Below are 25,199 nucleotides of genomic sequence, written 5' to 3' on the forward strand. Positions count from 1 at the left end.
GCTTAATTCGAATGATATTTCCTATCTAACTGAGCGGTTGCATAACACCAAGGAAGATGTAACAACAACAATTGAGAGGTAATATAGACCAGCCAATTTACCTCTCTTATCAACGGGTAATACCCTTGTCCATTATTACCAAAGATCCAAAATTGACCAATTAGTGCATCGGCTAATGTCGCAAGTACCAGCCCCAATGAGACGATAATAAATGGCTTTTTTGGGCGAGATTGATTGCTTGATTTAAATAACAAGAAACCCAATACTGCGGGTATCATGATGATCATTGAGTAACTCCCAGTCATACTCAGCACGTAGACACCCGCTCGGCTGTCCATCATGATCAAGTACGACACCAATCCAATAGCACAGCCAAAAAACAAACTTAAGCAGCGTATTTTGCGACTGACATTGGCACTTAGCCAACGCCATGCGGCATAACTAAAGCAACCGTATGCAGGTGCAAAAAACCAAACAGAATCAGCCAAATAGTCATGTTTAACAAAGTCACTATGTCGGAAATAGAGTGCTTCTCGATTGAAATTAATGTTGTCACCCACAAAGCTTAGCAACAATCCGATAAACACAAGGATTGCCATCAAAACAACTTCCTTTCTTAACCAAATGTCGGTTATTTGTTTGGCTGGTTGTTGGCGAAATTTCTCCTTAGATAAAAAATAGCCAATCCACAAAACACTCAGTAAGATAAATACTAGCATGCTGATAGACTTGGGTAAGATAGCCCAGTGAGATGGGATAAAATATAACTTTAGTGAGCTCAACGTCAGCACAACATCGATCACAGAGACTATCCAAGCTAGTGTCGACACGATAATTAAATGATGCGGGGCGATCGCTTTCAACGGGTGGACTCCAGTTTTATTTTAAACACTTTACTACAAAGTTGTTCGTGCTTTTTGTCTCTGTATTTTATACATTTACCCGTTATTCGATACAGATGGAAGAGTTATGCAAAAGTTTGTTACCATTTTAGCCTTCGTGTTTTCACTTATTTCCCTGAGCGTGACCTTAAACTTCGCATTATCTAAAAAAGCCGCGCCTCAGACAGAAATAATCCCTGTCGAGCCTACTAAGGCAAATTTAACGCCACAGACCAGCGAAGCCGAGGCAGAAAAAAGCGTACAACACACGACGATCAACCTCGATTCAGCAGATACACAAGCACTAAAAAATTATGTACAAAATCTTGAGCACCGAATCAAAGAGCTAGAGCAATTGCTTGTATTCCAACAACCTGCAAGCGATGAGTTTAAGAATAAGGTCTTTGCCATTATTGACGAAAAGCAGCAGTTAGAAATGGATAAAATGCAAAAAGAAAATCCAATTTACGGTTTCTACTCTGACCTGCCTGAAGATTATGAATTTAAAATAAAAACAGACCCAGAATACGCAGAACAAGTTGGCAAAGAACTCAAACAAAAAGTACTCAATGAATCGTTAACGCCTGCAGAACGTCTTGCCGCCATTGGTCAACTGCAAATGAACATGTATGCACTTAACCGCAATAAATTAGAGCATTTAGATTACGAAGTCGTCGACAGTATAATGAAAATGACGAATCGCTTAGATGATGAAAAATTGCGCGTACAGGCGCTCGAAATGCTGTCGCACACTCCTGTAACCGATGTGCGGATTGCTCGGCAGTTCAAATCGATGTTAGATAAAGAAAGCAATGATTACGTTCGAAGTATTGCCGTGGATGGGCTAATGTCGCAGTTTTATCAAGCTCGACACAACGATGCTGATTACCGAAAGCAACTGGCGCTTGATATTCTCAATGTGTATGAAAATACCACCGACAAGTCTTTGCAGAATTTATTTAATCTTCACCTCGGTGACGAAGAACGTCTCAACGACTTGAAGAAAAGTGCTGGATTATAAATCAGTTATTCGGATTAAACGAACGACATGAACAGGCCTGAATAATGTTTAACGACAATACATTTACGTTTTTAAATGAACTTGCCCAAAACAATGATCGTGAGTGGTTTAAAGCCAATCAAACACGATACGAAGAAAACGTGCGAACGCCAGCACTCAACCTCATTGAAGCCATGGCGCCAGGGATAAACAATTTATCGCCAAAACTGTTAGCCGTGGCGAAAAAGGTCGGTGGAAGTTTGATGCGCGTGCAACGAGACACCCGTTTTAGTCACAACAAGCAACCATACAAAACGAACGTGGGTATTCAATTCCGCCATTTTCTTGGCAAAGACGTTCATGCACCAGGGTTATACTTGCACATAGCCAACGACGAATGTTTTTTAGGTGCTGGAATGTGGCGTCCCGAAGGCAAGGCCCTCAACGCGATTCGTCATTGTATGGATGAAAACCCTAACGCCTATAAAAAAGCACTCACAACATTAACAGCCGCAGGCTTTGAACTTACGGGTGAAGCTTTACAAAGACCACCTCGAGGCTATGACAAAAACCATCCGTTGATTGAAGAACTAAAACGCAAAGACTTTATCGCGTTCAAAAATTTCGATAGGCAAATTGCGACATCTACTGACTTTCCAGATTGGTTACTATCGCAATGGCAGCACACTCAACCATTAATGCACTATCTGTGCTTCGCGCTAGAACTAGACTATTAAATCATTATTGAAATGAATGTTCATGACCTGCATCAGGTGTCTGCAGGTCAAGTCTAGGCAGGCAAAATATCTAGGCTCAAATGAAATAGTTTCGACCAGTTCTGACAGTTACTTCCTTTTCAATCGGTGACAGTCAGATCAAGTCTGGGCTAGTACAGCTCCAATATTCACGTTTATGCGCCTTTTTCAATTAAACAGCTCATTTGGGACTGTCACCAATGCTTCAAATGCTGGTTTTGCAAAGTAGTATCCTTGCATCAGATCAACACCTTCATTGGCAAAAAAATTGTACTCTGCTTGAGTTTCAATCCCTTCAACGAGCGTAGTTACCCCTAGTTCATTAAGCATGGCTAACGTGTGTTTGGCAATGATTTGTTTTGGCTTATTGTTTGCTACGTTTCGTACTAAATCCATATCCAGTTTTACAATATTAGGCTGGTATGAAGCTAATAAATTCAATCCAGCGTAACCTGCGCCAAAGTCATCAATCGCGGTTAAAAAACCTTGCTGTTTATAATACGAAACGATCCCTTTTACATGGTCCGCATCCTTGATCTGCTCATTTTCCGTAAATTCGAACATAATGCGTTCGGTCGGAAAGTGGTATTTTTCCGCCGCTTCTAATGTCGTGCGGATACAACGCTCAGGCTGATAGACGGCATTAGGTAAAAAGTTGATGCTGAGAAATCCCTCTAGACCCAACTTGGCAGCTAAGGCAATCGCCTTCACGCGGCAGGATTGATCGAACGCATAACGATTTGCTTCATTGACATTGGCAATAACGGCGCCAGCAGGCTCGTTATTAACACCACGGACAAGCGCTTCATAGCCAAATATCGATTTATTTTTGTGACTGACAATCGGTTGAAATGCCATCGTAAACTCAAAGTCTAAGTTGTTGCCGTGACGGCATTGTTCACAGTGTTTCGCTGACATCTTAATCTCCTTACGTTTACAACGGGCTCTTTGCTAGATTTTGCTTTAAATGTTCAAAGAAACGTTTTGTCTTATACGGTATAAAGTCCGTTTTAGGGTAATAAGCCATCAATTGAGTTTTCGCAGATTTGATTTCGGGTAACACCGGAACCAACAATCCAAGGCGAATTTCACGCTCAATGTAATGAGGAGATATAAAAATGATCCCCATGCCTTGGATAGCCGCCTTTAAAATTGCATCAAGATGATCTGTCACAAAATTATAGTTAGTAAAACTGAACACACGGCCATCTTCAAGCACCAATCCTCCTTTTTTCTGATAGTAGTTTGTTAGCAACATTTTGTGTTCACTCACATCGTTTAGAGAAACAATCCGCTTATGATGTTTAAGATAATCAGGTGAAGCGAACATTTGCATTTGATAATCAATTAAACGCCGACCGACAAGGGAAGACGAATCAAATTCTTCATGGTAACGCGTGATCACTAAATCATGATGTAAGTCTGGGGGGGCGCCTGGTGGAAGTACATTCAGATGAATGGTCAATTTAGGATACAGTGCTAGAAACGTTTTAATGTTTGGCATTAATACGGTGCTACCTACCGCTTGTGTCGCCGCGATTTTCAGCGTGCCTTGAGGCTCGAGATGCGACGACTGTGCTTCGTCAAGTAATGCATCAAAATCAGCAACCCATTGTTTCACTCGAGGCAGAAATAACGCGCCTTGTTCAGTCAAACTAACGTGTCGAGTTGTTCGGACCAAGAGGGTATGACCAAGCTGCTGTTCGAGCCAGTCAATCCGTTTACTCATGGCTGAAGGTGAAATGTTTAAGAGATCGGCAGCTTTGGTAAAACTGCCCGTTTGCGCCAGTATTTCAAAACTTTTTATCGCCGTTAACCAATCCATATTATTTCCTACTAGGAAAAAGTATTTTAATTATTACCTCATTTTTAAGACATTAAAAGCACCGTATAGTGAAGCTTCTAATCTAGACCATTGGGTGGTTCGTTGTCGATGTGGGTTGTACTTGCCGTATTTTTATTATCTTGCTCACAGCTTGCAAGCCAAATATACATTCCGGTCTTACCAACGCTTGGGCAGTCATTTTCCATTGGCGAAACAGCGAGCCAAGCCTTAATTGCCAGCTACTACATTACCTTAGGGCTTTCACAATTAATCACCGGTCCGTCGAGAGACCGTTTTGGTGATAAGCCTGTTTTTATTGCTGGACAGATGACGCTCATTCTCGGCACATTGCTTTGCACGCTTTCGCAAAATGCCACCGTGTTTTTTATTGGCCGCATTTTACAAGGTATTGGGGCAGCCTCTCCGTTGTTAATTAGCCGTACCGTACTATCCGCAAAATTAAAGGGGCCTCAGCTCAAAAGCGCAATGGCAACAATGGCCATTGCATCAAGCCTAACGTCTATTTTGACGCCGCTCATCTCTGGCGTGCTTTCCCAATGGTTTGGTTGGCAAGGTATGTCAGGTGTTCTCATTGGCTACTATGTTTTAGTTACGCTGTATGGTTTGGCGCTCTTAGAAAGCGCCACTAATCATGCCAATTCTGTGCATCCGAAATTTCTCGTAAAACAATATCGAGCATTACTGAATCAGGGACCTTTTATTTACGTCGCCTGTATTAAGTGGATACCTACTTTTTTGTATTTGACAATACAGTTGTATTTGCCCTTTTTCTTAAGTCACACTTTTGGATATAACGACCATGAAATTGGTCAGGCAATGATGATCCCAATGCTGGGGTTATTGTGCGGTTCGACCATGGCAAAAGTTTTGCAAAAGCGATTTGCCTACCTCGATTTAGTGCTGTGGTTTTGGCCTATTTTGCTCTTGGGCGCGTTACTTTTTGTACACGCCGATGCAGCACTTGGCTATTTATTCGCTTACGCACTGGTGATGCTCGTGTTTGGCGTTTATTTTCCGGTATATATGCACCTCATCGGTGTCGTAGAACCAAACAATGCAGGTACAGCGAATGCGCTGGTCGGCGCTGTCGAATTACTTGTGTTCACCCTACTTGCGCTGGCAATCAACCGATGGCTTCTCGACTCGCCATTGTCCGTCGCGTTGTTTATCGGCTTATGTGCGCTTTTCGTACTGTTTGCATGGTATCAGTTAAATACACGACGTATAACAGAACTTTCGACCTCAATTACGGAAAAATAACAATGTTTTATACAACAAGGACCCTTATTCGACGACTCAAACAGGATGACGTGGACGCTATTTATGCGCATAGGCGCAGCCACCAAACATCAAAATACATTGGTCCGCCAAGTACCCAACAAGATGCGGTTGAGCGTGTAAATCAAGCCATGAAACCTTGGACACAAGCAGAAGGCGAGAGGTTGATGCTTGGCATTGAGCACAGAGTCTCCGGCGAACTGATTGGGGAGCTGATGTTTAAGTACACCAATAAGCCTGCCGGAATTGGTGAAATAGGATACCGATTGGCCGAAGAATATCTTGGTCAAGGCTATGGATTAGAAGTGTCGAACGGGCTTATTAATTACGTTTTTGATGAACTCACGGCGCACAAAATACAGGCCATTGCCGCTGTTGATAACGTGGCTTCATGGAAGCTAATGGAAAAGTTGGGGATGGTCCGAGAAGGGGTATTACGCGAGTATATGCTGCTTCCATCTGGCTATTCCGATGCCGTCGTATATGGCTTGTTGAAACGAGAATGGTTGGCCTTGAACAAAAATAAACCAGTTCCCACTTTTCAACAGGTATGCTAATAATGAATTTCTACATTTACTTATAAGTCATACAATTATGCCCGCTCATTTGTTTGTTTACGGCACTTTACTTAAAAAACTAAACCTCCCCTGCTATCGCTACATCCAAAAAGTCGCTGACTTTGTTGGGGAGGCAAAGACACATGGCGTACTTTGGGATCTCGGAAATTATCCAGGCTTGCAAGTCGACGCCACGGCGGGTGCAGTTATGGGTGAGCTCTTTAAACTCAAAGAGCCGCTAGATTGGCATGAACTTGATGCTTACGAAGATTTTCATCCTAATGATCTCGCAGGAAGCCTATATCTGCGAATTGAGACACAAGTACTTCTTGCCAACGACAAACCGCAACGAGCGTGGGTGTATCACTACCAAGGACCAATGCATTTTGCCAAAGTGATTGAGCATGGCGACTACGCGTTACATCGACAAACATTACGCTTCCCTCGGCGCTAAAATTTACTTGTCACTTATTAGGTAAATACGGATTCATTGCTACACTTAAACTAAAACAAGAGGTTAGCATGGAAAAAGTGGCGATCATCGGCGGTGGGATCAACGGGCTATGTACTGCGTGGAAACTCGCTGAAGCCGGGTTTAAGGTAACACTGTTTGAGCGTGGTGAACTTATGCAACAAACTTCAGCTTCTTCAAGCAAACTGTTACACGGTGGAATACGTTACCTTGAAAACTTTGAGTTTAGATTAGTCCGTGAAGCCCTTGAAGAGCGCAAATGGTGGCTCGAAAACGTCCCGAATTTAACGCGCCGCCTTCCAATCCTTTATCCAATTTATCCCCATACACGCGCCCGATGGAAAATGAAAATCGGCATGATGTTGTATGATTTTCTCGCCGGTAAAAAAGGCATTGGCCGACACCGATGGTTGACACCCAGACAGGTTAAACGTTGTTCACCATACCTAAACCAACAAAATTTAGAGGGGGCTTACTTATTTCATGATGGTCAAATGGATGACCAAGCGCTCGGGCTTTGGGTTGCAGAGCGCTGCCGTGAATTAGGGGTAAGCATCCTTACCCAGCATCCAGTCAATCGTATTACCGAACATGGCACACTGAGCACTTTTCAAGGCTCGTTTGAGTTCGATACCATCATCAATGTCGCCGGTCCTTGGAGTGAGCAGATCCTTGAAGATTCTCACCTGCCTCACGATGAACATTTGGATTTAGTTCGAGGGAGTCATCTACTCCTACCATCGATAAGCAAGTTTGGTCATCTGCTTGAAGTACCTGGTGAATCGCGAGTGGTATTCGTGTTGCCTTACAAATCACAAACACTACTTGGAACGACCGAAGTACAGCACACGCTGAACGAAACAGTCGAGGTTTCAAACGAAGAACAAACCTATCTGCTGAACTTGTATAATCACTATTTCACGCAATCAGTCAATGAAACAGACATACACTCAAAGTATGCCGGTGTAAGGCCTCTTTTATCCGGTAAAGACTCGCTTTCCAAGCATTCTAGAGAATACAAAATTACGCGCAATGAGCGACTTATTACGGTGTTTGGTGGGAAGTGGACGACCGCACGGGCACTCGGACTGGCTGTATTAAATGCGCTAAAAAATAACTGAGTTTATTTCTAATTATTGCTTAAAAATCCGTCTATCAAAGCTAAATTCAAGCTTCTCTGCTTTGTCTAGAATTTCGGGCATCAAAGGGTGGTTGGGGTTGATAAGAAAGTTTTTATCCCGAGGAGAAATGGTTGAAGGGACTTGCAGCGCTACAAACTCTGGATGAGGCAGTTTTAAAAACTGATCGCCAATTTCCTGCGTGAGTTCCCCAACCGGTATGGCACGCCAATTGTTAGGTAAGTCTTCTTTGTCTAGCTGGACAATTAGGTATTCGGGCACTTCAATGCGATAGAGGTCGTACTTATCAATCAGCTGTGGATCGTTATTTACATGAACGAACACCTCAAGCACACACAATGATTCCGATTCGGCAAAATACAATGCTTCTGTACCTTTGGAATTCCACCTTCCGCCAAACAGTTTTGCGCCTTGTGGGCTAAAAGGTGTGTCTGCAAACTTCTTTTGTGTCAGCCGATACATCTTCATTACGAAAAGACACCATGTTCGATACGACCAATTAAATCTTTGACTGTCTCAAAATCGACCGTGGTCGATATCATATCAAGTGGTCGTTTGCCATTTAGCCCATAAACACCTTCTCGGATCCACTCAAGCGCACGTTGTTCATCATCGAACATATCCGTTGCCAATTTAATCAACAGTGCAAGGCGGTACATCACGTCACTTTCTTGCGTGCTAAAGCGCTCTTCGTTTTTAAGCCTACGTTTAATTGTGCTGATTGGAATCAACGTAACATGATGGAATTCGTTTTGAGATAATTTTGCTTTTTCAACAATGTTTCGATAGACCGCAGGCTTAAACCCCAAGTGAATTGAGGCTGTTTTAGACGTGTCGTCGTCTTCAATCCCCAGCGAATACCAATAATTCAGTTTATAGGTTGGTTTGGGCTTAAAACTTTTTAGACTTGATGTGGCCATGGCAATCCCAAAAAAGCTCATATGGTCTTATTATACTGGCTCAATTGAACCCAAAAATCAACTCAAGCATACAAAACGCCCAATCAATAATCCCTATTTATACAATTATTACCATCCCGAAGCATAGCTTCATTAGTACAACCTATTAAAACTTCAGCCTATCGATTTCTATTCCATTTCCCATCTTACATACCAAACAGCTAGTAAAATATTGATTTTTAAACAAATAAAATAATTTAAAATCAAAATTAGGTAGACTGGAACCGATAGTGTGCTTTTTCTTTGAACAACTTTATTCAAGTAAATTATAAAAAATCAAATTTAGGTACAACTTTTTAACGTTTCATTCAGTTAACTGCAACTAACCTATTTGTACAACACTTTGGAGGTCAATATGTACAAGTACGTAACGCTAGCAACTTTCGTTGGGTTATTAGGTGGCTGTGGGGGCGGCTCAAGTTCCGGCTCAACACCGACACAACCTACTACACCACCCGCTGCAGAATCGACAACGTTAACTTTAGGCGTTTCAGATGCTCCCGTAACGAACATCGCCGCAGTTTGGGTTGCATTTGATAAAATCACGCTGCGCGCAAGCGGCGGTCAAGATACCGTCGTCGATATCAAAAGTGAAGATAGCAGCAAATCAGTTCGACTGGTCAATTTACTTGAATATACGGGTGATGACATTCATCAATTATTTTCTAATCAGCAACTTGAGGCAGGTAATTACGCATGGATCCGCGCCGACGTTGTCAACGGCGATAGCAGTGACTATGAAAATACATCTCACGTTATCTACAAAGATGGTACGTACGCCCCGCTTATCGTTAACCGTAAAGGAAACGATGGTATTGGCGAAATTCAACTAGACGGATTTGATTTAGTGACAGGAACTAATCAGTTTGTGATGGAGTTCGATTTAAAAAAATCGTTAGTCGACCCTAAAAGTAACGCGGACATTGTTTTAAAACCACGCGGTGTACGTTTAGAGAATTTGGCGCTAAAAGCTAAATTGGAAGGGACAATTGCAACGCAATTAATGGCCGATTGCGAAATCGCTAATGCATCGCTTGCAAACATCGACAACGGCTTCGAACATGCAATCTATTTATATCCTGCAAGCATCGAAGCACCCGCAGATATTTATTATGAAAATGATGAGCCAAGTGCAACCGGGCCAATAGCAACCGCACTGGTGTCGTTAAATGAAGATGGTACGGGTCATTATGAAATCGCGTTCTTGGCACAAGGAAACTACCAAGTTGGTTATACCTGCCTAGGTCATATCGACAATATTGAAACACAAGACGCAAACTTTACGCTGTATCGCACGTCAAATGTGGACGTAACATCAAATGCGCAAGTGAACTTCACGGAATAATCAGAGAACAAACCTCATTCTTAAAACATAAAAAGCGCTCAACTCTGAGCGCTTTTTTGAATCCATCACTAATTTATTATTGCGAATATTTAAGCTTTGTTCATGGCATCAAATCAATACCGAATAACTTAACAAAATACGCGAACAGCCAAAAGCAGACGACCGTGATAATCGCACTCATCCCTAGCGCCAACCAAAAACCAAAACGATTCAAAAGCGCAGGAAATATCAAAAACATTGGCAACGTCGGCACCACGTACCAAAAGGTGTACCAGGCGTGATTTGCAATTTTATCCATCGGCTGCTTTTCAACGTATAGCCAAATCATGGCTAAAATTGTCACCATCGGCAATGCCACGATTAACGCACCAAGTTTATCACTACGCTTAGCAACTTCTGAAACCGCCACCACAACTGCCGCCGTCACTAAATACTTGGTAATCAACCAACCCATAAACACTCCTGAAACGAAAACCAATAAGACTGTTTTGATTCTCCCACACCAACTTACAATCCCTAAAGCAAATTGAGACTAAGCCTACCAAATAACAGACATTCTTTTGCCAAACATATTAAACTTAATAGTCACGTTAAACCCGCCAATATGAATGTGAATATGCTCATCTTTGCATAACCACAGGGCGCTTTTTAATATTCGCTAGCAAGCACGTTTCTAAAACACAATGCGCTGTTCACCACATGTCCGAATAAATACTATCGCTCTGCCGCAAATCAAAGACATCGCTTGGCAAAGACTCATAGAACTTTAATTTAGTCCTACTCTTTGACACCATCATTAAAATGTAAGCGATCTATCACGTCCAAAATATCATGCCAGATAGCCTTATTTGTTTTTCTAAAATACCCAAAGTGACCGATTGATTTTTTGGGAAAGGTCGCCGAGTCATAGCGTTTATAGGTGATTGGCTGCTCACTGGATACATGTTGCCAAAAGTTACTGATGTTACGTTCTGTACTTATTTCATCGTCATCAGCACTGAACACAAAAATGGGGGCTTGGAAGTTTTTATACGCACCACGTGGAATAGACTGCCCATAAAACTTTTCTGAAAAAAATAAGTGTTTTTCGCTACACCATGCCCCCCATTCCTTTGCAAATCCTCGAGGCAAATCTTCCATAAAATTGAATGTTTTTGCCGGTACGTAATTAAAAAAAGCAAGAGTGACTGGCGCAAAAAATCGGAAAAAGAAATTTGCTTTGATCCGGTAAAACAGGGGCATATAGGGAAAATAACCAGCCGACACCGCAATTGCAATGAGTCCATCTAATTTGTCTCTATTTCTTGCAAAGCCAATTTGCTGCCCGCCAGCGCTATGACCAATGCAATAAAGCGGTAAATTAGGAAAACGTCCTTTTATCTCATCGATGACAGCTGGCATATCGTAACGTCCAATATCTGAATAACGGTAGTTACAGACATTCAATTCTGTCGTTTTCGACTCACAGAACCCACGGTAATTCCAAAGGACAATATGATAGCCATTTTCAACAAGAAACTCACAAAACGGCAGGTAAAATAGGGTGTTCGTTGCTGTTCCTGGGTTAACAAGTATAACCGCTTTCGCATTTGAGCTTTCGATACAGGTTGCCGTCAGTGTAACGTGATCTTCGGTCGTAATTTGGATGGTTGATTTCATAATTAACGTACATTGATATCAAAGTAAAAACACCCTAAACTATAGAGTATACTCCACAGTCAAGTGTAAATAATGAAAACCAAGCAAGTTACAGAACAGACCGGATTAACCAAGGACACCCTGCGATTTTACGAAAAAGAGTGCCTGATCCCGCCTCCGTCCCGTGACGTCAATGGGTATCGAATCTACAACGAAAAAATCATTGAACAACTCAACATGATTACCATGGCGAAGAACTTAGGGTTTACATTAAAAGAAATCAAAGAGCTTGCACAGTTACTTTACTCTGACGCGTTAACTCAGACGACTATGGCTGTAAAATTGAAAGAGAAAAGCCTAGAGGTAGACACCAAAATCAATGAGTTGACGAAGATAAAGCACCTCATTGACAAAGCATTACGTGGAATGTGTGAACACAAAAACAAATTAAATGGCAACTAAATCAAAGAAACTCATGAGTGCAGACTGCGATTGAAATGAAAAAGGGTCAGAACCAGACCTTTTTATCAAAAAAATAGGGTCAAGGCAGCACAATAGGGTCGAGAAAATGGGCGCTTGGAAGTTTTTATACGCACCATGTGGAATAGACTGCCCATAAAACTTTTCTGAAAAAATAAGTGTTTTCGCGTCGGGTATCAGCAGTGCATTACTGCACCGCCGCCCCCTAAGAACCGTACGAGCGAGTTTCCCCGCATACCTCTCAAGCCTTTATAAGTCAGTACCTAAGTACGGACCAGCGACTTAACCTTTTATGATATCCAGTGCAATTATTGCCGAAACAACTATAGCCAGTAGAGCAACCACGATGTTTAATGCGGTCAACCTATTGGGCAAAGTCCATTCAGATTTTGTTGACTGACTATCCTCAAGGGCTTTAAGGCCAATGGATGTTAGCTTGATATCAAAATATCCAGGATTGACAAGTGTTGGACTGTGTACCGCTTTCAAGTAGCCGTACTCAACCAATGCTTCCAAGTCACGAAAGTTGTCAATATCGTTTTTACTAATAGACGAATTATATTTACCTTCGCTGATATCTTTCAGTAAAGACATCATTCCTTTGGTCGTATCCATCTTCATTCCTACCTGACTATTTATCAACCATGTTACCCCAATGCAACTGCCTATGACAATTAGGGTGCAACAACACCAAGTTATCTAGCTCATCTGAACCGCACTTTACCCTTTCCACAATATGGTGAAAAACAGCACATTAGGGTCAGGTCTTGAAATGTGCAAAGTATGCAAAAAGGACCAAATTAGGGTCAGGTCTTGAAATATGCAAAGTATGCAAAAAGCAAGACCTGACCCCGCAACCTCTATTTTAACGTGAAATTATTTTAATTTTAACATTACTTTTTCACTTGATTTTTTTTGTATCGCAAAATCAAGCGGTGTCCGCCCTTTTTGGTCTGTAACCACATTAATATCGTGATGTAGTTTATAGAGCTCTATTCCTTCCAAATTGCTATTTATAATAAAGGTGAAGATTGTACTATCCTTTAGCTTACCACCTTTATTTAAGGCGTCATGGATCACCTCAATTGGATAGTTAGCGTTAACAGCTAGAGAAATAAATCCTGTATACAAAGATTTGTCACCAGTTTGATTTGCAATGCGGTCAATAATTGCCAATGCTCCATCAAAGTTGCCACTATCGGCCTCATCCAACGCCAATGCGATCTCTTTAATCAAAATCACTTCTTCCGGTGAGGCTTGTTTAATTGGGTCAACGGTGGCCTTGCTCGTTTGAGCACTATCCGTTGTTGAATTGAAAAATGTTTGCCCAGTATCAATTTGAGGATTGTCGGATAAAGATGTATCAATTTTAACACAACTCTTAAGCGAATCTGTTAATAAAAGGATCTCGCCCAGTAAAACAGAAATTCTGTCAATTAAATAATTAAACCGTTGCCTTTTAATAGTTGTAAATTTCGGGTCATTAATATCTTTGACTGTTAAATCCTCGTTAGTCCAAGACAGATAACTAATTTGGTCGAGAAGGTGAACAAGCTCTCTATTTTTTAAATAGTCTTTAACATCGAATATGGTTTGGCGATTGTATGGCATAACCTTTTCTTTTAAAGCAATTTCAATTAGTTCTGCTGCATAAAAATCTTCTGAAATCTCAGAGTAGTTAATAAAATCCAACACAGTGTAATCATGCTCCACTGAAAGAGCTAATCCATGTCTTTCATGTAGCTGTAGTGCAACATCATACTGTGATTTACTGACAGCGTACGTCAACATGTTGAACTTTGCATAGTCCTGATACCAAATCGTCTGTTTAGGGCTTGCGGACTTATCAGCTAAAAATAGAATCGTTTCTGCAGGATGTTTAAAATCAATAGCCGTTTTTACGTCAGCAATGTTTGGTTGAAGCCCCAAGTCTATAAATGATTTTAACCACCCTAACTCAATTTTTGGGTCCATTTTGAGAATATTGGACAAAATAGACACGCCATCAATGACACTGTTTGATGTGATACTTTTGTCTCGAATATAATCAGAGAGTTTCAAAACATTATGCTCTTTGATTAACAACAAGAAGTCTATGCTGTCACTCATCGACAATAACTCAAAATCACCCTCTACTGGTGCTAGCTCTGAATAAGAGAAATCTTTATGCCAAGAAGTTTGCTTCCGATAATCTACAATTGAAAAAGGAATTTTAAGGCTCTGTAAAAACGCTTCCTTTTTGTATTTCTCAATGTGCAAGCTATGTATAATATTGAATATTTCCTTGCGTATGCTCGACTCTTCACTCTTAAATCTTCGAAGTAAATTTTCCATTTTTACCTTTTGAGTTAAATTACATTCCAAAACTGTCTGAGTTATTATTTTATTATTATTAGTTAGAGGCATCTCACTCAGTTCTAACTCGACCTTGTTTTTATCAGTGGTTATGTCTTTTTCAATTAGATTAGGATTATAATTATAGTAGGCCACCAAGGTGGCCGACAAAACACCTAAAATTGCGATAGTTGTTTTATTCATTGACTGGATTCATATGCACAGAGTTTGCCTCATTAGCAAATATTAAAGTCTTCTACATGACAAAACGTTGATAGGAGCACATTAGGGTCAGGTCTTGAAAAAGCAAGACCTGACCCCATAACCTTTTAATATTGTTATTAATATTCTAGATTTCATTGATATTCCTTTGAGTAGTGCTAACGCCGCAATATGGGGCGCACAAATGCTTGGCTAAAATTAGCGACGAAGGAGCGCAAGCCTGCTGTTTTGCGTCCAAGTTTAATTAATTTGTTAGTTTTACATATACAGCAAGTAAGAAACGCACTGATAAATAAGCCCAATCCAGCCAATTATAAATGCTGCATCATCAAGTAAACCCACCCTACTATACTCTTCAGCATTAGCCAGAATGAGTTCACCAAATGACTCCGAATAAATAATCAAAGAGAGAAGCATTCCAGCATAAAGAGCAGGGAAAATACTATCTGAATCATCACTATCCCAAATCATAAGCGCAATTAAATAAACCAAAGATAAAAACATGGCTAGACACTTTCCTAACCTCCATTTATCAAAATGGTCTTTAAATGATAATTCGTACTCTCGGCTAGAGTAAAACTCTGCAACCATTATTGGAGCTAAAAATGCAATTAATAGAGTAAAAATATTCATTTGTTCTCAAGTAAAACTAACGCCTCAATATGGGGCGGATAATGCTTGGCTAAATTAGTGAGGAACGAACGTCAGCCAAGCTTTAGACGTCCCATCCATAATTGACTTGATATGTGCTGATCTATTTTGAGCGAATCACTTTGATAACCCAAATTGTGAAACCTATAAAACCAATTAAATAAAGCAAAGTATGAAACCAAAACAGAGAAGGCGATTGAGAATAGTGTATTACACCAGCGCTGCGTGTTAATACGGAATTTTCAAACAAAGGGTAATACAAAAGCGCCAAACTAATAATGCTGAATGAAACTCCAAAAAGAATGCTAGCGTGTCGCTTATCCACATGTTTTTTAGACGGTTGAGGATCAATTTCGCCAAATTCTAACTTCCTGCGGAGTATTTCTTCTGCTTCTATTTTTCTATCTGGATACACTTGACTGTCAATATGAGAAATTACGTCGCGTAATTCACTTATACTATATTTTGAGAAATCAGGTTTCATTCAGCACCTAAAGCACATAACGCCGCATTCAGCGGCTTGTCCGCTGCAATGCTTTGTTATGAGGACTTTCCACTTTGGTGCTTTTCATAAGAGGCCGCATAATTACCTCTGACAACGTATTACACTTCCCACAATTAATATTGATTTTTTGGTCAAAACGCAACTCTCGAAAGAGCCTGGTTGGAACTTCTAAGTCTTCATTGCAGCCAGCACATAAAAACTTAATAACTCTTCTTATCACCTCGAACTCATCATTTCCATCTTTTTGAATGACATAGCTTTCCTGGCACCTTGGATTTATACAGCTTACAGCTGTCTCATGCTGCAAGTTTCTTACAGGTCTTTTTATTTTCGTATCGCAAGCGAAACAATTAAAGCCAAATTCTTCCCTGAAAGTGCCGCCCATCAATAGATTTCCTTTAATACCTGATAGAAACGAAACGACATCGTTAACCTTCTTCCTGATAGTGTCTTTATCACCATAGATACTAAGATCACCGGAAGATATGCTCGGCACTGGAATATGCAAAGCAACATTGGAGACACCATTCCAAAGCTGATGTAGCTTATTAAGCTTAAGTTCCGATTGAGTACCCAGAGCGGTGTATTTTATTGATTCAAACTCTTCTTTCGTTTTTGGCAGTCTTCCATCTATTTTTTCAGCTGAAATTGATATTGAGAACTCCTTTGAAACATTATCGTCAATGTCATCTGAAATCTGTTTGATGATGTGTTTTGGTTGCCAATTCTTCAAGTCACTTTCTGACAGGTATGAAAAGTAGAGCTTGAATCGCTCATAGCACAAATATTCTAACGTAAGCCTACATTCTAAAGCAGCATAAGTGAGGCTTTGCTCAGTATCCTGCTCTAAGAGTGAACTAATGAGTTTGATTCTTTTTGGTATGTCCAGCACGATCAAGCCCCTTGGCTAAACACTCATAACGCCCTGTTAAGAGGCAAAATTTAGTTGGCTAAAATGTTGAGGGACGAAAACAGCCAACTGAATTTTGTCCTTTTTAAACAGCTTGTTATGTGACGAGAACAAAGTTGTAGCTACTAACTAGTTTGCTGAGAAAAGTACCCATACCACTATTTGAGTCACAGGTAATATCTATATCGCCTGTATCTGCACAGTATTGTAACGTCACTTCACTGTCACCGTATGTATAAACTTCAGTAATCTCTGTAAATGGTAAAAACGTTGAACTACTTTTATGTACTGCTAACTCAGCTGAAGCATTTTTTAGTTGCTCAAATGCCATCCAACCATCGTACTCATTGTTCTTATCTTCAATGATCACAGCCAGCAACTGACCATCTATTTCATACTTCCGAATGTTGATATTCACAATAGTCACATAACAATTTAATAGTGCGCAAATCGCGCATATTTCTGATTTTCAATCGCGCACTTTTCTGAATGGGTTAGTTTTAACAAAGTTGATAACTAGTTGCCAGCGTTCTCAAAAATATATGTTGTTAATTATTTGAGAAAGATAAAAGTGCGCAATTTGCGCATTTTCTTGAATATGGGGGAAACTTTACTGCAACTGTATATACGTACAGTATGTGGGGAGGGGGTTTTATGAAAACACGTTCGCCGTTTTTGAACTCTATTGCTGATTACATGTTAAGTCGGCATTATTCGCTTAGAACCGTTGAAACCTATTTAAAATGGATAAGTTCTTATATTCATTTTCATGGTAAACGTCACCCGGCCTCAATGGGAGATAACGAGGTGACAACTTATTTGGATCATATAGTACTCAAAGGTAATGTATCACCTCGGACTCAAGCAACTGCATTGAATGCATTAGTCTTTCTATACAAACACATCATCAAGAATGAACTTTCGTTAAATTTGGATTTTGTTCGGTCTAAATATTTGAATAACTAGAAGTACTTAGAATTTACATGAGCGAAGTTAAATTTGTCTTTTGAACGGGTTTGAGACTAATTGATGCGCATATTTTGGGTAAATTCTCAGGTGTCATTCCTGATTGTAGAAATCCATCTGATGAACTCAATTTGGCTCTTTCTAATTCCTCTGCAGCCATCACTTTATCTATCCAATCAACGTGAGTGGAAATCCTTGTGTAAAGCTCTTTCACTCCATATTCACCAACGTCTTTAAACCATGAATCCACTCTAGAACTAACACCGAGTATATAATACCCATCGTTTTCTTTTATATAGGCAGGACCACCGCTGTCACCGTTTCCAGAGACACCCTCAAGTTCAAGCCCTTCTTGACCTGATTCAAAGACAAATCGAAGGTCTGACTTTGTTACTGCTACAATCTTATTTTGCGCCTTACGTAATACGCCGCCATTGTCTTTATAGCTTATCGTTTCACCCGTTAACCCCGTACCAGTGCCGCCACTACCAATAAACCATATTTCTTTATCACGTTCATCCTGACTGCGAAACAGTTTTGCTGGTTGTACACTAAGTACAGGTTTCTTTAGCCTGATGAGTGCTAGATCGTGTTCTTCACCAAGCTCGTAAGACGGGTAGCTGTACCTTGCCGCCACTTCGACCATTTCATCGCCAACTTGAATGTACTGTCCACTATTCAAACAAAAAACGGTGTGAGCTGCGGTCAGAACCCATTCTGGATCAATTAATGTTCCGTGCACACCGATATTATAAAATGTAGCAAGCGGTGGAAAATCTTCTTTAACGGCGAGATAGCTGTCAGCTGGCTTGTCATGACGAATTACAATTGCTAGAGCGTTGGACGTTAATACCAAATTGGCTATTAACAACGCGCTTAATCTTATCAGATATGAGTTTTTGTGCATTTTGAGTATTGTTGTTGGGAAAGATTTGCACAAGAATGCCACACAATCTTGTGTCCATTGGTTGTTAATTGTAAGAAAGTATTTTAATTGTTTTGGATACTTATTCTGAAAGTCCATAAGCGCTTAGGCTATTCAAAATTTCTCGCGCAGATGTTCGTCTGGTTTTTAAGTAGAGATGAATAAATATTTTGCATATTGCGCGTTGGTAAATGCTTTATCAATGACTCCTATGCGCTCAAAACCGTGGTTAGGGCATTTACGTTAGCTTGGACAGGGGCAGTACTGCGTTAGCGGAACGTCCGTTCTATGGAGTTGTGCTTATAGAACTTGATGACTGGAACAGTCCGCTTTTCGCTCACACCTGTCTGTCAGATGAGATATGAATCTATCCATCAACACCGTATGATCAGATGTGAGCTACTACACCTTACAGTGTCGTTAAAAAGTGGTCGATAATAGATTGTTTAATTTCAGGGGCAGTTTCTTGGCTAAATCCATGGCCCGTTTTGTACGAGTGATGAATCACGTTGTGTTTAAAGTCTTTATTCTTTAAATAAGCCTCAATGTCTTTGCCCATTTGATAGGATGGCCAGATCTGGTCATTTTCCGCTGAAATCAGCAGCAGCGGTCCATTGATTTTTTCAAATTTGAAACGTGCATTTTCGACATTGTCTTTGATAGCCAAGGCCGCTTTAAATCTATCTAGAAGCTTCGCATTTGAGTCTAGTTCTAGGCTTAAGGCGGGAATGTCTTGGCCCTTATAAGTCCAAGCCGATTTTGCTAACGTTAACCCGTACCAAGGCACTTCACTTGGCGTCGTTACGACAACCGATTTAATTCTCGAATCCATTGTTGCCATCAAAAATGCCGCTTCTGAGCCTCGCGAACCAGCGACTACTCCAATTCTTGTGGCATCAATTGCAGGTTGCATTTCCAAAAAATCAATCGCATCGATAAAGTACTCCATAGGGATTTGATCTAATGTTGGCGATATCCCTTCTTCTTTAAAAAACGCAAGACCGAGAACCGCAACACCGTGTGGTGCAATCATTTCGCCATTCGAGTTACCTGTATTTATCCCACCTTCTGAACCACCAAATGCAATCACAACAGGAAGTTTTTTCTCGGATTTTGGTAGGTATAAATTGGCCACTAAGTTTTTGTACTCTACCTTTTGAATATCGTATTCATGGATGTCCGCTTTTGTCGTGAAAGAGAGCAAAGACACCACAATAGCGACGACAGATATAAATTTCCGCATCTTATCTCCTGTTTTGGCGAGCCTAATCATTGAGAGACCGCAGTAGCCAGCGATTATTTTAGACCTATATTCGTTTGCATTGATTTGTAAGGTTGATTTTTAATAAAACTGAGCGCTCACAAAGTGATTTATTATCAAAAGCTTTATGAGCAAAGTCCAGTTTAAACAACAAGTCTATATGACCGCTTTGTAAAAGAATGTGTAAGGCATCACAAGGACAATATGCGAGTTTAGAAAATGGACTACGATACGAAAGAGTTTGTCAAATTTGACTGAGGGGTTGGCAGCGTGGTCAGCATGCAACGAGCAGATTGCAGGCTAACCCTTTGCGCATTATTTAGGGTTGTTTATCAAACACCATCACATCATCGGGAATGTCAAACCACGCTACCTTCTCGCTGACCCATACGTGTGCCTGGGGCTTGAATACCGCGTCATCTTCTAAGTTGATGGGTTTTAGTTTTAGCTTCACCGTGGACGGTTCATCTGGATTGAAATGATATATTCGGTTACCACAATTTGGGCAAAACATAGCGTGGTTTTTGTTGCCACTTTCCGCTAAGCGTCCCCACTCTTTCAACTGACCGCTAAATTGAATCGTTGATGCATCAACAATTGCCGTAACGCTAAACGGACTAGTCGAGAGTTTTTGACATTCAGTACAGTGACAAGCAAGTACTTTTAGAGGGGCTTTATGCAGTTCATAAGTAACTTGCCCACATTGACAAGCACCTGTAATCGGATATTCCATCTTGTTTGCTCCATGTTTACTTTTAAACAATCGTTTTCTAGCCGTGCTCCATCAAGAATACGACTATCCCGCTCGGATGAACAAATTCATTATAAATTGGGTTTAAACTTCTTTGTCATGCCTTGGCTTGCCGGTGCGACAAGTTTGTAGCCCAACTTTTCATAGAACGCCGATTCGTCGGCGATCATTGAAACATAAGAGCCTTCCATCACGGCACTTGCCAAATAGTTGTCGATATATTCCATCACTTTTTTGCCAAGTCCTGTGCCTTGATACTCTGGATCAACTGCGATATCCACCACTTCAAAATTGCACGCTCCATCACCAACAACTCGGCCCATAGCAATTAAATTTTCGCCATCACGTATCGAAATTCCATACAAAGAATTAGGTAAGCCAATAGACGCAGCTTCTATCGATTTGGCAGATAGTCCAGCTTTAATCCTCATGGCACAGAATTCTGCTGGGCTTGGTACTTTTTCTTCAACGTTTATATTCATGCAAAGTCGCTTTGTATAGTTAATCCGTTGTTCGCTTTATAGGCGATTTGAGCCAAAGCGAACCATGAAGAAATTTACCATACCAATGCTGATAGCAGATGTTAAGCGGATCAGTCGAGTCGCTAAGATGCTCACGTTAATATGCTGATAACGCATTAAGCTGAGGCTATTAAGGTTATTGCTTTGGCGTTACGGTCGCAACGTATTTCCAGTACTGTTGTCCTTGCTCACCAAATTCAATTTGAACACGATCGCCTGCACGGCTGAAAACGAATTCAGGTAGCTTCCCTGAATCAATGTTGCCATCTCGACCACATCTATATTCCGCATCCAAACGCAAACTTTGCTCATCTTGAGCCTCAAGCGTTGCGGTATAGGTGCAATCAACAAATGTCGACTGCCCTTTTTCATTTAGTGCGTTTAGATAGATAGGCGGAAACGTCATCACCGCATCTCCTTGTGTAATAGACACACTAATTTCATAGCCGGAGCCAGCGAAAGCGGGGCTACACATTCCAATTAAGGCCCAAACAAGCGCTCGTTTTTTCATTTATTTGTCTCACCGTTTTATTATCCGAGCAGTATAGCTAAGCGTAAAACCGCGAGCGATTCATAGTTTGTTAAAATGTGTAGTCTGAACATTTCACTGAAATCCGTAGCCGACCAACACACCTTTTTAATGGTTTGCTAACTCTTTGTTAAGTATTAAAAATGCCATATTTATGGCATTGAATTGCCATTTAAACTTCGCAAAAGCGTCTTTTTTCTCATCTATATTGGCCGCTCTAAATAGCTCATGAGAAAGGACGATGAACTTTAAACACCTCCCCTTAGCACTGATTTGCACAACGGCTACCTTATTTGTGGGTTGCGCCGACTCAGAAAATAACGATAAAAAGGTCAACGATGGCGCAACAATGAACATTCGTTTACTTGAAACGACGGATTTACACGCCAACATGCTGAGCTTCAATTACTTTAGCGATAAAAGCGATGACAAAGTTGGTTTGGTGCGTACGGCTGCACTGATTCGCGCTGCTCGCGCTGAAGTAGAAAATTCGGTTTTGGTAGATAATGGTGACCTAATTCAAGGTAGTCCTCTTGGTGATTACATGGCGAAAATACACCAGTTAGGTGCAGGTGAAGTTCACCCTATCTATAAAGCCATGAACACGCTAGATTATGACGTAGCAAACCTTGGTAATCATGAATTCAACTTTGGCTTGCCATTTCTACAAGAAGCCATCAATGACGCGAACTTCCCGTACATTTCTGCGAACGTGTATAAATTCGATGGTGATGCCAATAGCGCAAACGATGAGCCACTCGTAAAACCCTATGTGATTTTAGATAAGACATTTAAAGACACCGAAGGAAACTCTCATTCGATAAAAGTCGGTTTTATTGGTTTTGTACCACCACAAATCATGCAATGGGATAAAGCCAATTTGGAAGGAAAAGTTATTGCTAAAGATATTGTTGAAATGGCGAATCTTTACGTACCAAAAATGAAAGAGGAAGGTGCTGACATAATCGTCGCAATTCCACACTCAGGCCTTGAAGCGGGTGACACACAACCAATGGCGGAAAACGCGAGTTATTATCTATCAAAGGTGCCAAACATCGATGCGATTATGTTTGGTCATGCGCACGCTGACTTTCCGGGGGCTCGTTATGCGAACCTTGAAGACAAAGGTGTGAATATTGAAAAAGGGACGTTAAACGGCGTTGCTGCTGTTATGCCTGGGTTTTGGGGCAACAACTTAGGCGTTATTGATCTATCGCTGCAATACAAAGACAAACACTGGCAAGTGGTTGACTCTCAATCACAATTAAAACCAATTTATCGAACTGACGAAAATAAACAAACGGTAGCATTAGTTGAAAACGATGCACAAGTGGAAGCTGCCGTGATGCAAGAACATAACGCGACACGTGAGTGGGTTAATGAACCTTTCGCAAAAATTACCGCCCCCGTTTATAGCTATTTTGCTCTGGTTAATGATGATCCTTCTATTCAAATCGTCACCGATGCGCAAGCATGGTATACCCAGAAAATCGTTCAAGGAACCGAGCTTGAAGGACTGCCAATTCTCTCTGCAGGAGCCCCTTTCAGAGCGGGTCGCGGTGGTTCTGAGGACTTTACGTCTATCCCAGTTGGCGACATCGCGTATCGCAACGTTGCCGACTTGTATATCTACCCTAACGTCTTAAAAGTGCTGAAACTCACTGGCAGTGAAGTCAAAGAATGGTTAGAAATGTCGGCAGGTCAATTCAACCAGATCAACCCACAATTGAACGACATGCAGTCTTTGATCAATTCAGATTTCCCATCCTATAACTTTGATGTGTTGGACGGTATCACTTATCAAATCGACGTGACACAACCTGCACGCTATAACGCAAAAGGCGAGAAAGTGTCTGATGGACAGCGTATCGTTAACCTGCGTTATAACAATCAGCCGATTGATCTCAATGCCGCTTTTTTAGTCGCCACAAACAACTATCGTGCTTCGGGTGGTGGTAACTTCCCGAACATCAACGCGAGCAAGATTGTGGTGGATTCACCTAACGAAAACCGTCAGGTTGTAGCCGAGTTTATTGAATTCCAAAGCACTCAAAATGCGGGCCAAGGTTTAGATCCATCTGCAGACATGAACTGGTCATTTGCGCCAGTGCCAAATGTCGACATCACGTTTATTAGTGCTAATAGCGAGAAAACGGTGGGCTACAGCGAGCAGTTCCCACACATTACACCAACTGGACAAGTTAATGCGGATGGGTTCGCGATTTATCGCATCGACCTAACGCAACCTTAATACTCAATCTAAGGAGAGGGTCTAAAACAGCCTCTCCTTTTTTATGTGTTTGTTAAATATCAACCGCCATTGCCCTGATTGCATCTACTCTCGCTTTGATTTTAGGTGCGGCGAAATCCAAAAAACAACGCATCTTCTGCGGCATTACACGTTTCGATGCATGTAAAAGATGAATAGGGACTGGTGCGAGTTCATACTCGGACAAAATAATCTTGAGTAGCCCTGCCTGTACCTTTTCGGCAACTTGGTAAAGCAATTGCTGTGTAATGCCAATGCCGTCAACAGCCGCGTTCACTGCAGCATCTCCATTCGTTACGTCTAAACGAGACGTCACATTCAATGTCGTTACCTTATCATCATGCGGATTACGAAAAGACCAGTGGGTCGATGGCATAAACGTGTTCAGCGTAATACAAGGAAAACCGAATAAGTCGTTTGGCGTTGTTGGCGTACCGTAATTATTGAGTAGGTCAGTGCTCGCACACGTGACTGTCCGCATATTACCAATTGGACTTGCATACAATGCGCTATCAGGTAATGCGCCAATTCTAACGGCCATGTCGATGTGGTCATCTAACATATGCAGATTTCTATCCGACAGATTGAGGCGAATATTAATTTCTGGATACAACGCTAAAAATTCAGTGACAACAGGCAATACGTGCATTCGACCAAAAAGAAGCGGCGCTGTAATCACTAGATCCCCTTTCGGGGCTAGGTGTTCACCAACGGCTTGCTGCTCCGCCTCTGCCACTTGCTCCAAAATTCGCTTTGCAGTAACTACATAGTTTGCCCCTTCAGGGGTTAAGCTTAAGGCACGGGTTGAACGCAATAACAAACGAACCCCCACCCGCTTTTCAAGTTCGCCAACTTTACGACTGAGTGTAGCCAACGGAACGCCCATCGATTTACTGGCCGCAGAAAAACTGCCTTTATCAACCACCGCGACAAGCATCGCCATGGCTTCCAATTTATCCATTGTGAATTCCCTCTTAGATTATTCCAAATTTTGAGAAGGTTATT

Annotated in this window: 29 protein-coding genes and 1 pseudogene; 10 read left to right on the plus strand and 20 right to left on the minus strand. The window is 41.2% G+C overall.

Going from position 1 to position 25,199, the window contains the following annotated elements:
* Positions 1–2: 2 nt before the first annotated feature.
* Positions 3–863: a hypothetical protein gene (locus NI389_RS19000; RefSeq protein ID WP_308363055.1), complete on the minus strand. Its 861-nt coding sequence runs from the start codon at positions 861–863 to the stop codon at positions 3–5.
* A gap of 106 nt (positions 864–969) precedes the next feature.
* Here NI389_RS19000 and NI389_RS19005 point away from each other — a divergent pair, with 106 nt between their 5' ends.
* Both NI389_RS19005 and NI389_RS19010 read left to right on the plus strand, forming a co-directional pair.
* Positions 970–1,902, plus strand: coding sequence for a hypothetical protein (locus NI389_RS19005; RefSeq protein WP_308363056.1), 933 nt, complete (start codon positions 970–972; stop codon positions 1,900–1,902).
* 44 nt (positions 1,903–1,946) lie between these two features.
* Positions 1,947–2,618 carry a DUF2461 domain-containing protein gene (locus NI389_RS19010; RefSeq protein ID WP_308363057.1) on the plus strand — a complete coding sequence of 224 codons (672 nt, stop codon included), beginning with the start codon at positions 1,947–1,949 and terminating at the stop codon, positions 2,616–2,618.
* Between the two features lie 186 nt (positions 2,619–2,804).
* On the opposite strand, the gene NI389_RS19015 is transcribed toward NI389_RS19010, so the two are convergent.
* Together NI389_RS19015 and NI389_RS19020 are read right to left on the minus strand one after the other, a co-directional pair.
* Positions 2,805–3,554, minus strand: a complete 750-nt coding sequence (locus NI389_RS19015) for an EAL domain-containing protein (RefSeq protein WP_308363058.1) — start codon at positions 3,552–3,554, stop codon at positions 2,805–2,807.
* Between the two features lie 16 nt (positions 3,555–3,570).
* Positions 3,571–4,461 (minus strand): LysR family transcriptional regulator, encoded by an 891-nt coding sequence (locus NI389_RS19020; RefSeq protein WP_308363059.1) that lies wholly within the window; start codon positions 4,459–4,461, stop codon positions 3,571–3,573.
* 108 nt (positions 4,462–4,569) lie between these two features.
* Here NI389_RS19020 and NI389_RS19025 point away from each other — a divergent pair, with 108 nt between their 5' ends.
* The 4 genes from NI389_RS19025 (at position 4,570) to NI389_RS19040 (ending at position 7,910) form a co-directional block, all read left to right on the plus strand.
* Positions 4,570–5,742 carry an MFS transporter gene (locus NI389_RS19025; protein WP_308363487.1) on the plus strand — a complete coding sequence of 391 codons (1,173 nt, stop codon included), beginning with the start codon at positions 4,570–4,572 and terminating at the stop codon, positions 5,740–5,742.
* Between the two features lie 2 nt (positions 5,743–5,744).
* The gene (locus NI389_RS19030) at positions 5,745–6,317 is read left to right on the plus strand and encodes a GNAT family N-acetyltransferase (RefSeq protein ID WP_308363061.1); all 573 of its coding nucleotides are present in this window, start codon (positions 5,745–5,747) and stop codon (positions 6,315–6,317) included.
* A gap of 37 nt (positions 6,318–6,354) precedes the next feature.
* Positions 6,355–6,771 carry a gamma-glutamylcyclotransferase family protein gene (locus NI389_RS19035; protein ID WP_308363062.1) on the plus strand — a complete coding sequence of 139 codons (417 nt, stop codon included), beginning with the start codon at positions 6,355–6,357 and terminating at the stop codon, positions 6,769–6,771.
* Between the two features lie 68 nt (positions 6,772–6,839).
* Entirely contained in the window at positions 6,840–7,910 is a 1,071-nt protein-coding gene (locus NI389_RS19040) for a glycerol-3-phosphate dehydrogenase/oxidase (RefSeq protein WP_308363063.1), read from the plus strand.
* A 12-nt stretch (positions 7,911–7,922) separates the two neighbouring features.
* Here NI389_RS19040 and NI389_RS19045 read toward each other — a convergent pair whose 3' ends face one another.
* Both NI389_RS19045 and parS read right to left on the minus strand, forming a co-directional pair.
* A complete protein-coding gene (locus NI389_RS19045) occupies positions 7,923–8,396 on the minus strand; it encodes an RES family NAD+ phosphorylase (protein WP_308363064.1) in 474 nt (157 codons plus the stop codon).
* On the minus strand, positions 8,396–8,848 hold the full coding sequence (parS, locus tag NI389_RS19050) for a type II RES/Xre toxin-antitoxin system antitoxin (RefSeq protein WP_308363065.1): 453 nt from the start codon (positions 8,846–8,848) through the stop codon (positions 8,396–8,398). The genes NI389_RS19045 and parS overlap by 1 nt, the downstream gene beginning before the upstream one ends.
* Before the next feature lie 394 nt (positions 8,849–9,242).
* On the opposite strand from parS, the gene NI389_RS19055 reads away from it, so the two are divergent.
* Positions 9,243–10,232, plus strand: a complete 990-nt coding sequence (locus tag NI389_RS19055; protein ID WP_308363067.1) for a DUF4382 domain-containing protein — start codon at positions 9,243–9,245, stop codon at positions 10,230–10,232.
* Between the two features lie 100 nt (positions 10,233–10,332).
* Here the strand turns inward: NI389_RS19055 and NI389_RS19060 are convergent, their stop codons facing one another.
* Both NI389_RS19060 and NI389_RS19065 read right to left on the minus strand, forming a co-directional pair.
* Positions 10,333–10,686, minus strand: coding sequence for a DUF3147 family protein (locus NI389_RS19060; protein WP_308363068.1), 354 nt, complete (start codon positions 10,684–10,686; stop codon positions 10,333–10,335).
* A gap of 323 nt (positions 10,687–11,009) precedes the next feature.
* Entirely contained in the window at positions 11,010–11,891 is an 882-nt protein-coding gene (locus NI389_RS19065; RefSeq protein WP_308363069.1) for an alpha/beta hydrolase family protein, read from the minus strand.
* 72 nt (positions 11,892–11,963) lie between these two features.
* Between NI389_RS19065 and NI389_RS19070 the strand changes: the two genes are divergently transcribed.
* On the plus strand, positions 11,964–12,332 hold the full coding sequence (locus NI389_RS19070; protein WP_308363070.1) for a MerR family transcriptional regulator: 369 nt from the start codon (positions 11,964–11,966) through the stop codon (positions 12,330–12,332).
* Between the two features lie 300 nt (positions 12,333–12,632).
* Here NI389_RS19070 and NI389_RS19075 read toward each other — a convergent pair whose 3' ends face one another.
* From NI389_RS19075 to NI389_RS19105, 7 genes and pseudogenes are all read right to left on the minus strand, one after another.
* Entirely contained in the window at positions 12,633–12,965 is a 333-nt protein-coding gene (locus NI389_RS19075; protein WP_308363071.1) for a hypothetical protein, read from the minus strand.
* A gap of 16 nt (positions 12,966–12,981) precedes the next feature.
* Positions 12,982–13,092: pseudogene (locus tag NI389_RS19080) on the minus strand (HNH endonuclease); the annotation flags it as partial.
* 134 nt (positions 13,093–13,226) lie between these two features.
* A complete protein-coding gene (locus tag NI389_RS19085) occupies positions 13,227–14,888 on the minus strand; it encodes a hypothetical protein (protein WP_308363072.1) in 1,662 nt (553 codons plus the stop codon).
* 276 nt (positions 14,889–15,164) lie between these two features.
* On the minus strand, positions 15,165–15,539 hold the full coding sequence (locus NI389_RS19090) for a hypothetical protein (protein WP_308363073.1): 375 nt from the start codon (positions 15,537–15,539) through the stop codon (positions 15,165–15,167).
* Positions 15,540–15,660: 121 nt separating this feature from the next.
* Positions 15,661–16,041 carry a hypothetical protein gene (locus NI389_RS19095; RefSeq protein WP_308363074.1) on the minus strand — a complete coding sequence of 127 codons (381 nt, stop codon included), beginning with the start codon at positions 16,039–16,041 and terminating at the stop codon, positions 15,661–15,663.
* A 28-nt stretch (positions 16,042–16,069) separates the two neighbouring features.
* A complete protein-coding gene (locus NI389_RS19100) occupies positions 16,070–16,954 on the minus strand; it encodes a hypothetical protein (RefSeq protein WP_308363075.1) in 885 nt (294 codons plus the stop codon).
* A 115-nt stretch (positions 16,955–17,069) separates the two neighbouring features.
* Complete coding sequence (locus NI389_RS19105) at positions 17,070–17,390, minus strand: hypothetical protein (RefSeq protein WP_308363076.1); 321 nt, start codon at positions 17,388–17,390, stop codon at positions 17,070–17,072.
* Between the two features lie 236 nt (positions 17,391–17,626).
* Here NI389_RS19105 and NI389_RS19110 point away from each other — a divergent pair, with 236 nt between their 5' ends.
* Complete coding sequence (locus tag NI389_RS19110) at positions 17,627–17,938, plus strand: phage integrase N-terminal SAM-like domain-containing protein (protein WP_308363077.1); 312 nt, start codon at positions 17,627–17,629, stop codon at positions 17,936–17,938.
* Positions 17,939–17,951: 13 nt separating this feature from the next.
* Here the strand turns inward: NI389_RS19110 and NI389_RS19115 are convergent, their stop codons facing one another.
* The 5 genes from NI389_RS19115 to NI389_RS19135 form a co-directional block, all read right to left on the minus strand.
* Positions 17,952–18,845: a S1 family peptidase gene (locus NI389_RS19115; protein ID WP_308363078.1), complete on the minus strand. Its 894-nt coding sequence runs from the start codon at positions 18,843–18,845 to the stop codon at positions 17,952–17,954.
* A gap of 427 nt (positions 18,846–19,272) precedes the next feature.
* Positions 19,273–20,106, minus strand: a complete 834-nt coding sequence (locus tag NI389_RS19120) for an acyl-CoA thioester hydrolase/BAAT C-terminal domain-containing protein (protein ID WP_308363079.1) — start codon at positions 20,104–20,106, stop codon at positions 19,273–19,275.
* A 337-nt stretch (positions 20,107–20,443) separates the two neighbouring features.
* Positions 20,444–20,857, minus strand: a complete 414-nt coding sequence (locus tag NI389_RS19125) for a GFA family protein (RefSeq protein WP_308363080.1) — start codon at positions 20,855–20,857, stop codon at positions 20,444–20,446.
* 89 nt (positions 20,858–20,946) lie between these two features.
* A complete protein-coding gene (locus NI389_RS19130; RefSeq protein ID WP_308363081.1) occupies positions 20,947–21,357 on the minus strand; it encodes a GNAT family N-acetyltransferase in 411 nt (136 codons plus the stop codon).
* Between the two features lie 175 nt (positions 21,358–21,532).
* Entirely contained in the window at positions 21,533–21,907 is a 375-nt protein-coding gene (locus tag NI389_RS19135; protein ID WP_308363082.1) for a hypothetical protein, read from the minus strand.
* A 259-nt stretch (positions 21,908–22,166) separates the two neighbouring features.
* Between NI389_RS19135 and NI389_RS19140 the strand changes: the two genes are divergently transcribed.
* Complete coding sequence (locus NI389_RS19140) at positions 22,167–24,176, plus strand: bifunctional 2',3'-cyclic-nucleotide 2'-phosphodiesterase/3'-nucleotidase (protein ID WP_308363083.1); 2,010 nt, start codon at positions 22,167–22,169, stop codon at positions 24,174–24,176.
* Positions 24,177–24,228: 52 nt separating this feature from the next.
* Here the strand turns inward: NI389_RS19140 and NI389_RS19145 are convergent, their stop codons facing one another.
* Complete coding sequence (locus tag NI389_RS19145; protein ID WP_308363084.1) at positions 24,229–25,155, minus strand: LysR family transcriptional regulator; 927 nt, start codon at positions 25,153–25,155, stop codon at positions 24,229–24,231.
* Between the last annotated feature and the right edge of the window lie 44 nt (positions 25,156–25,199).

Source organism: Pseudoalteromonas xiamenensis, from assembly GCF_030994125.1.
In the GTDB taxonomy this organism is placed as follows: domain Bacteria; phylum Pseudomonadota; class Gammaproteobacteria; order Enterobacterales; family Alteromonadaceae; genus Pseudoalteromonas; species Pseudoalteromonas xiamenensis_B.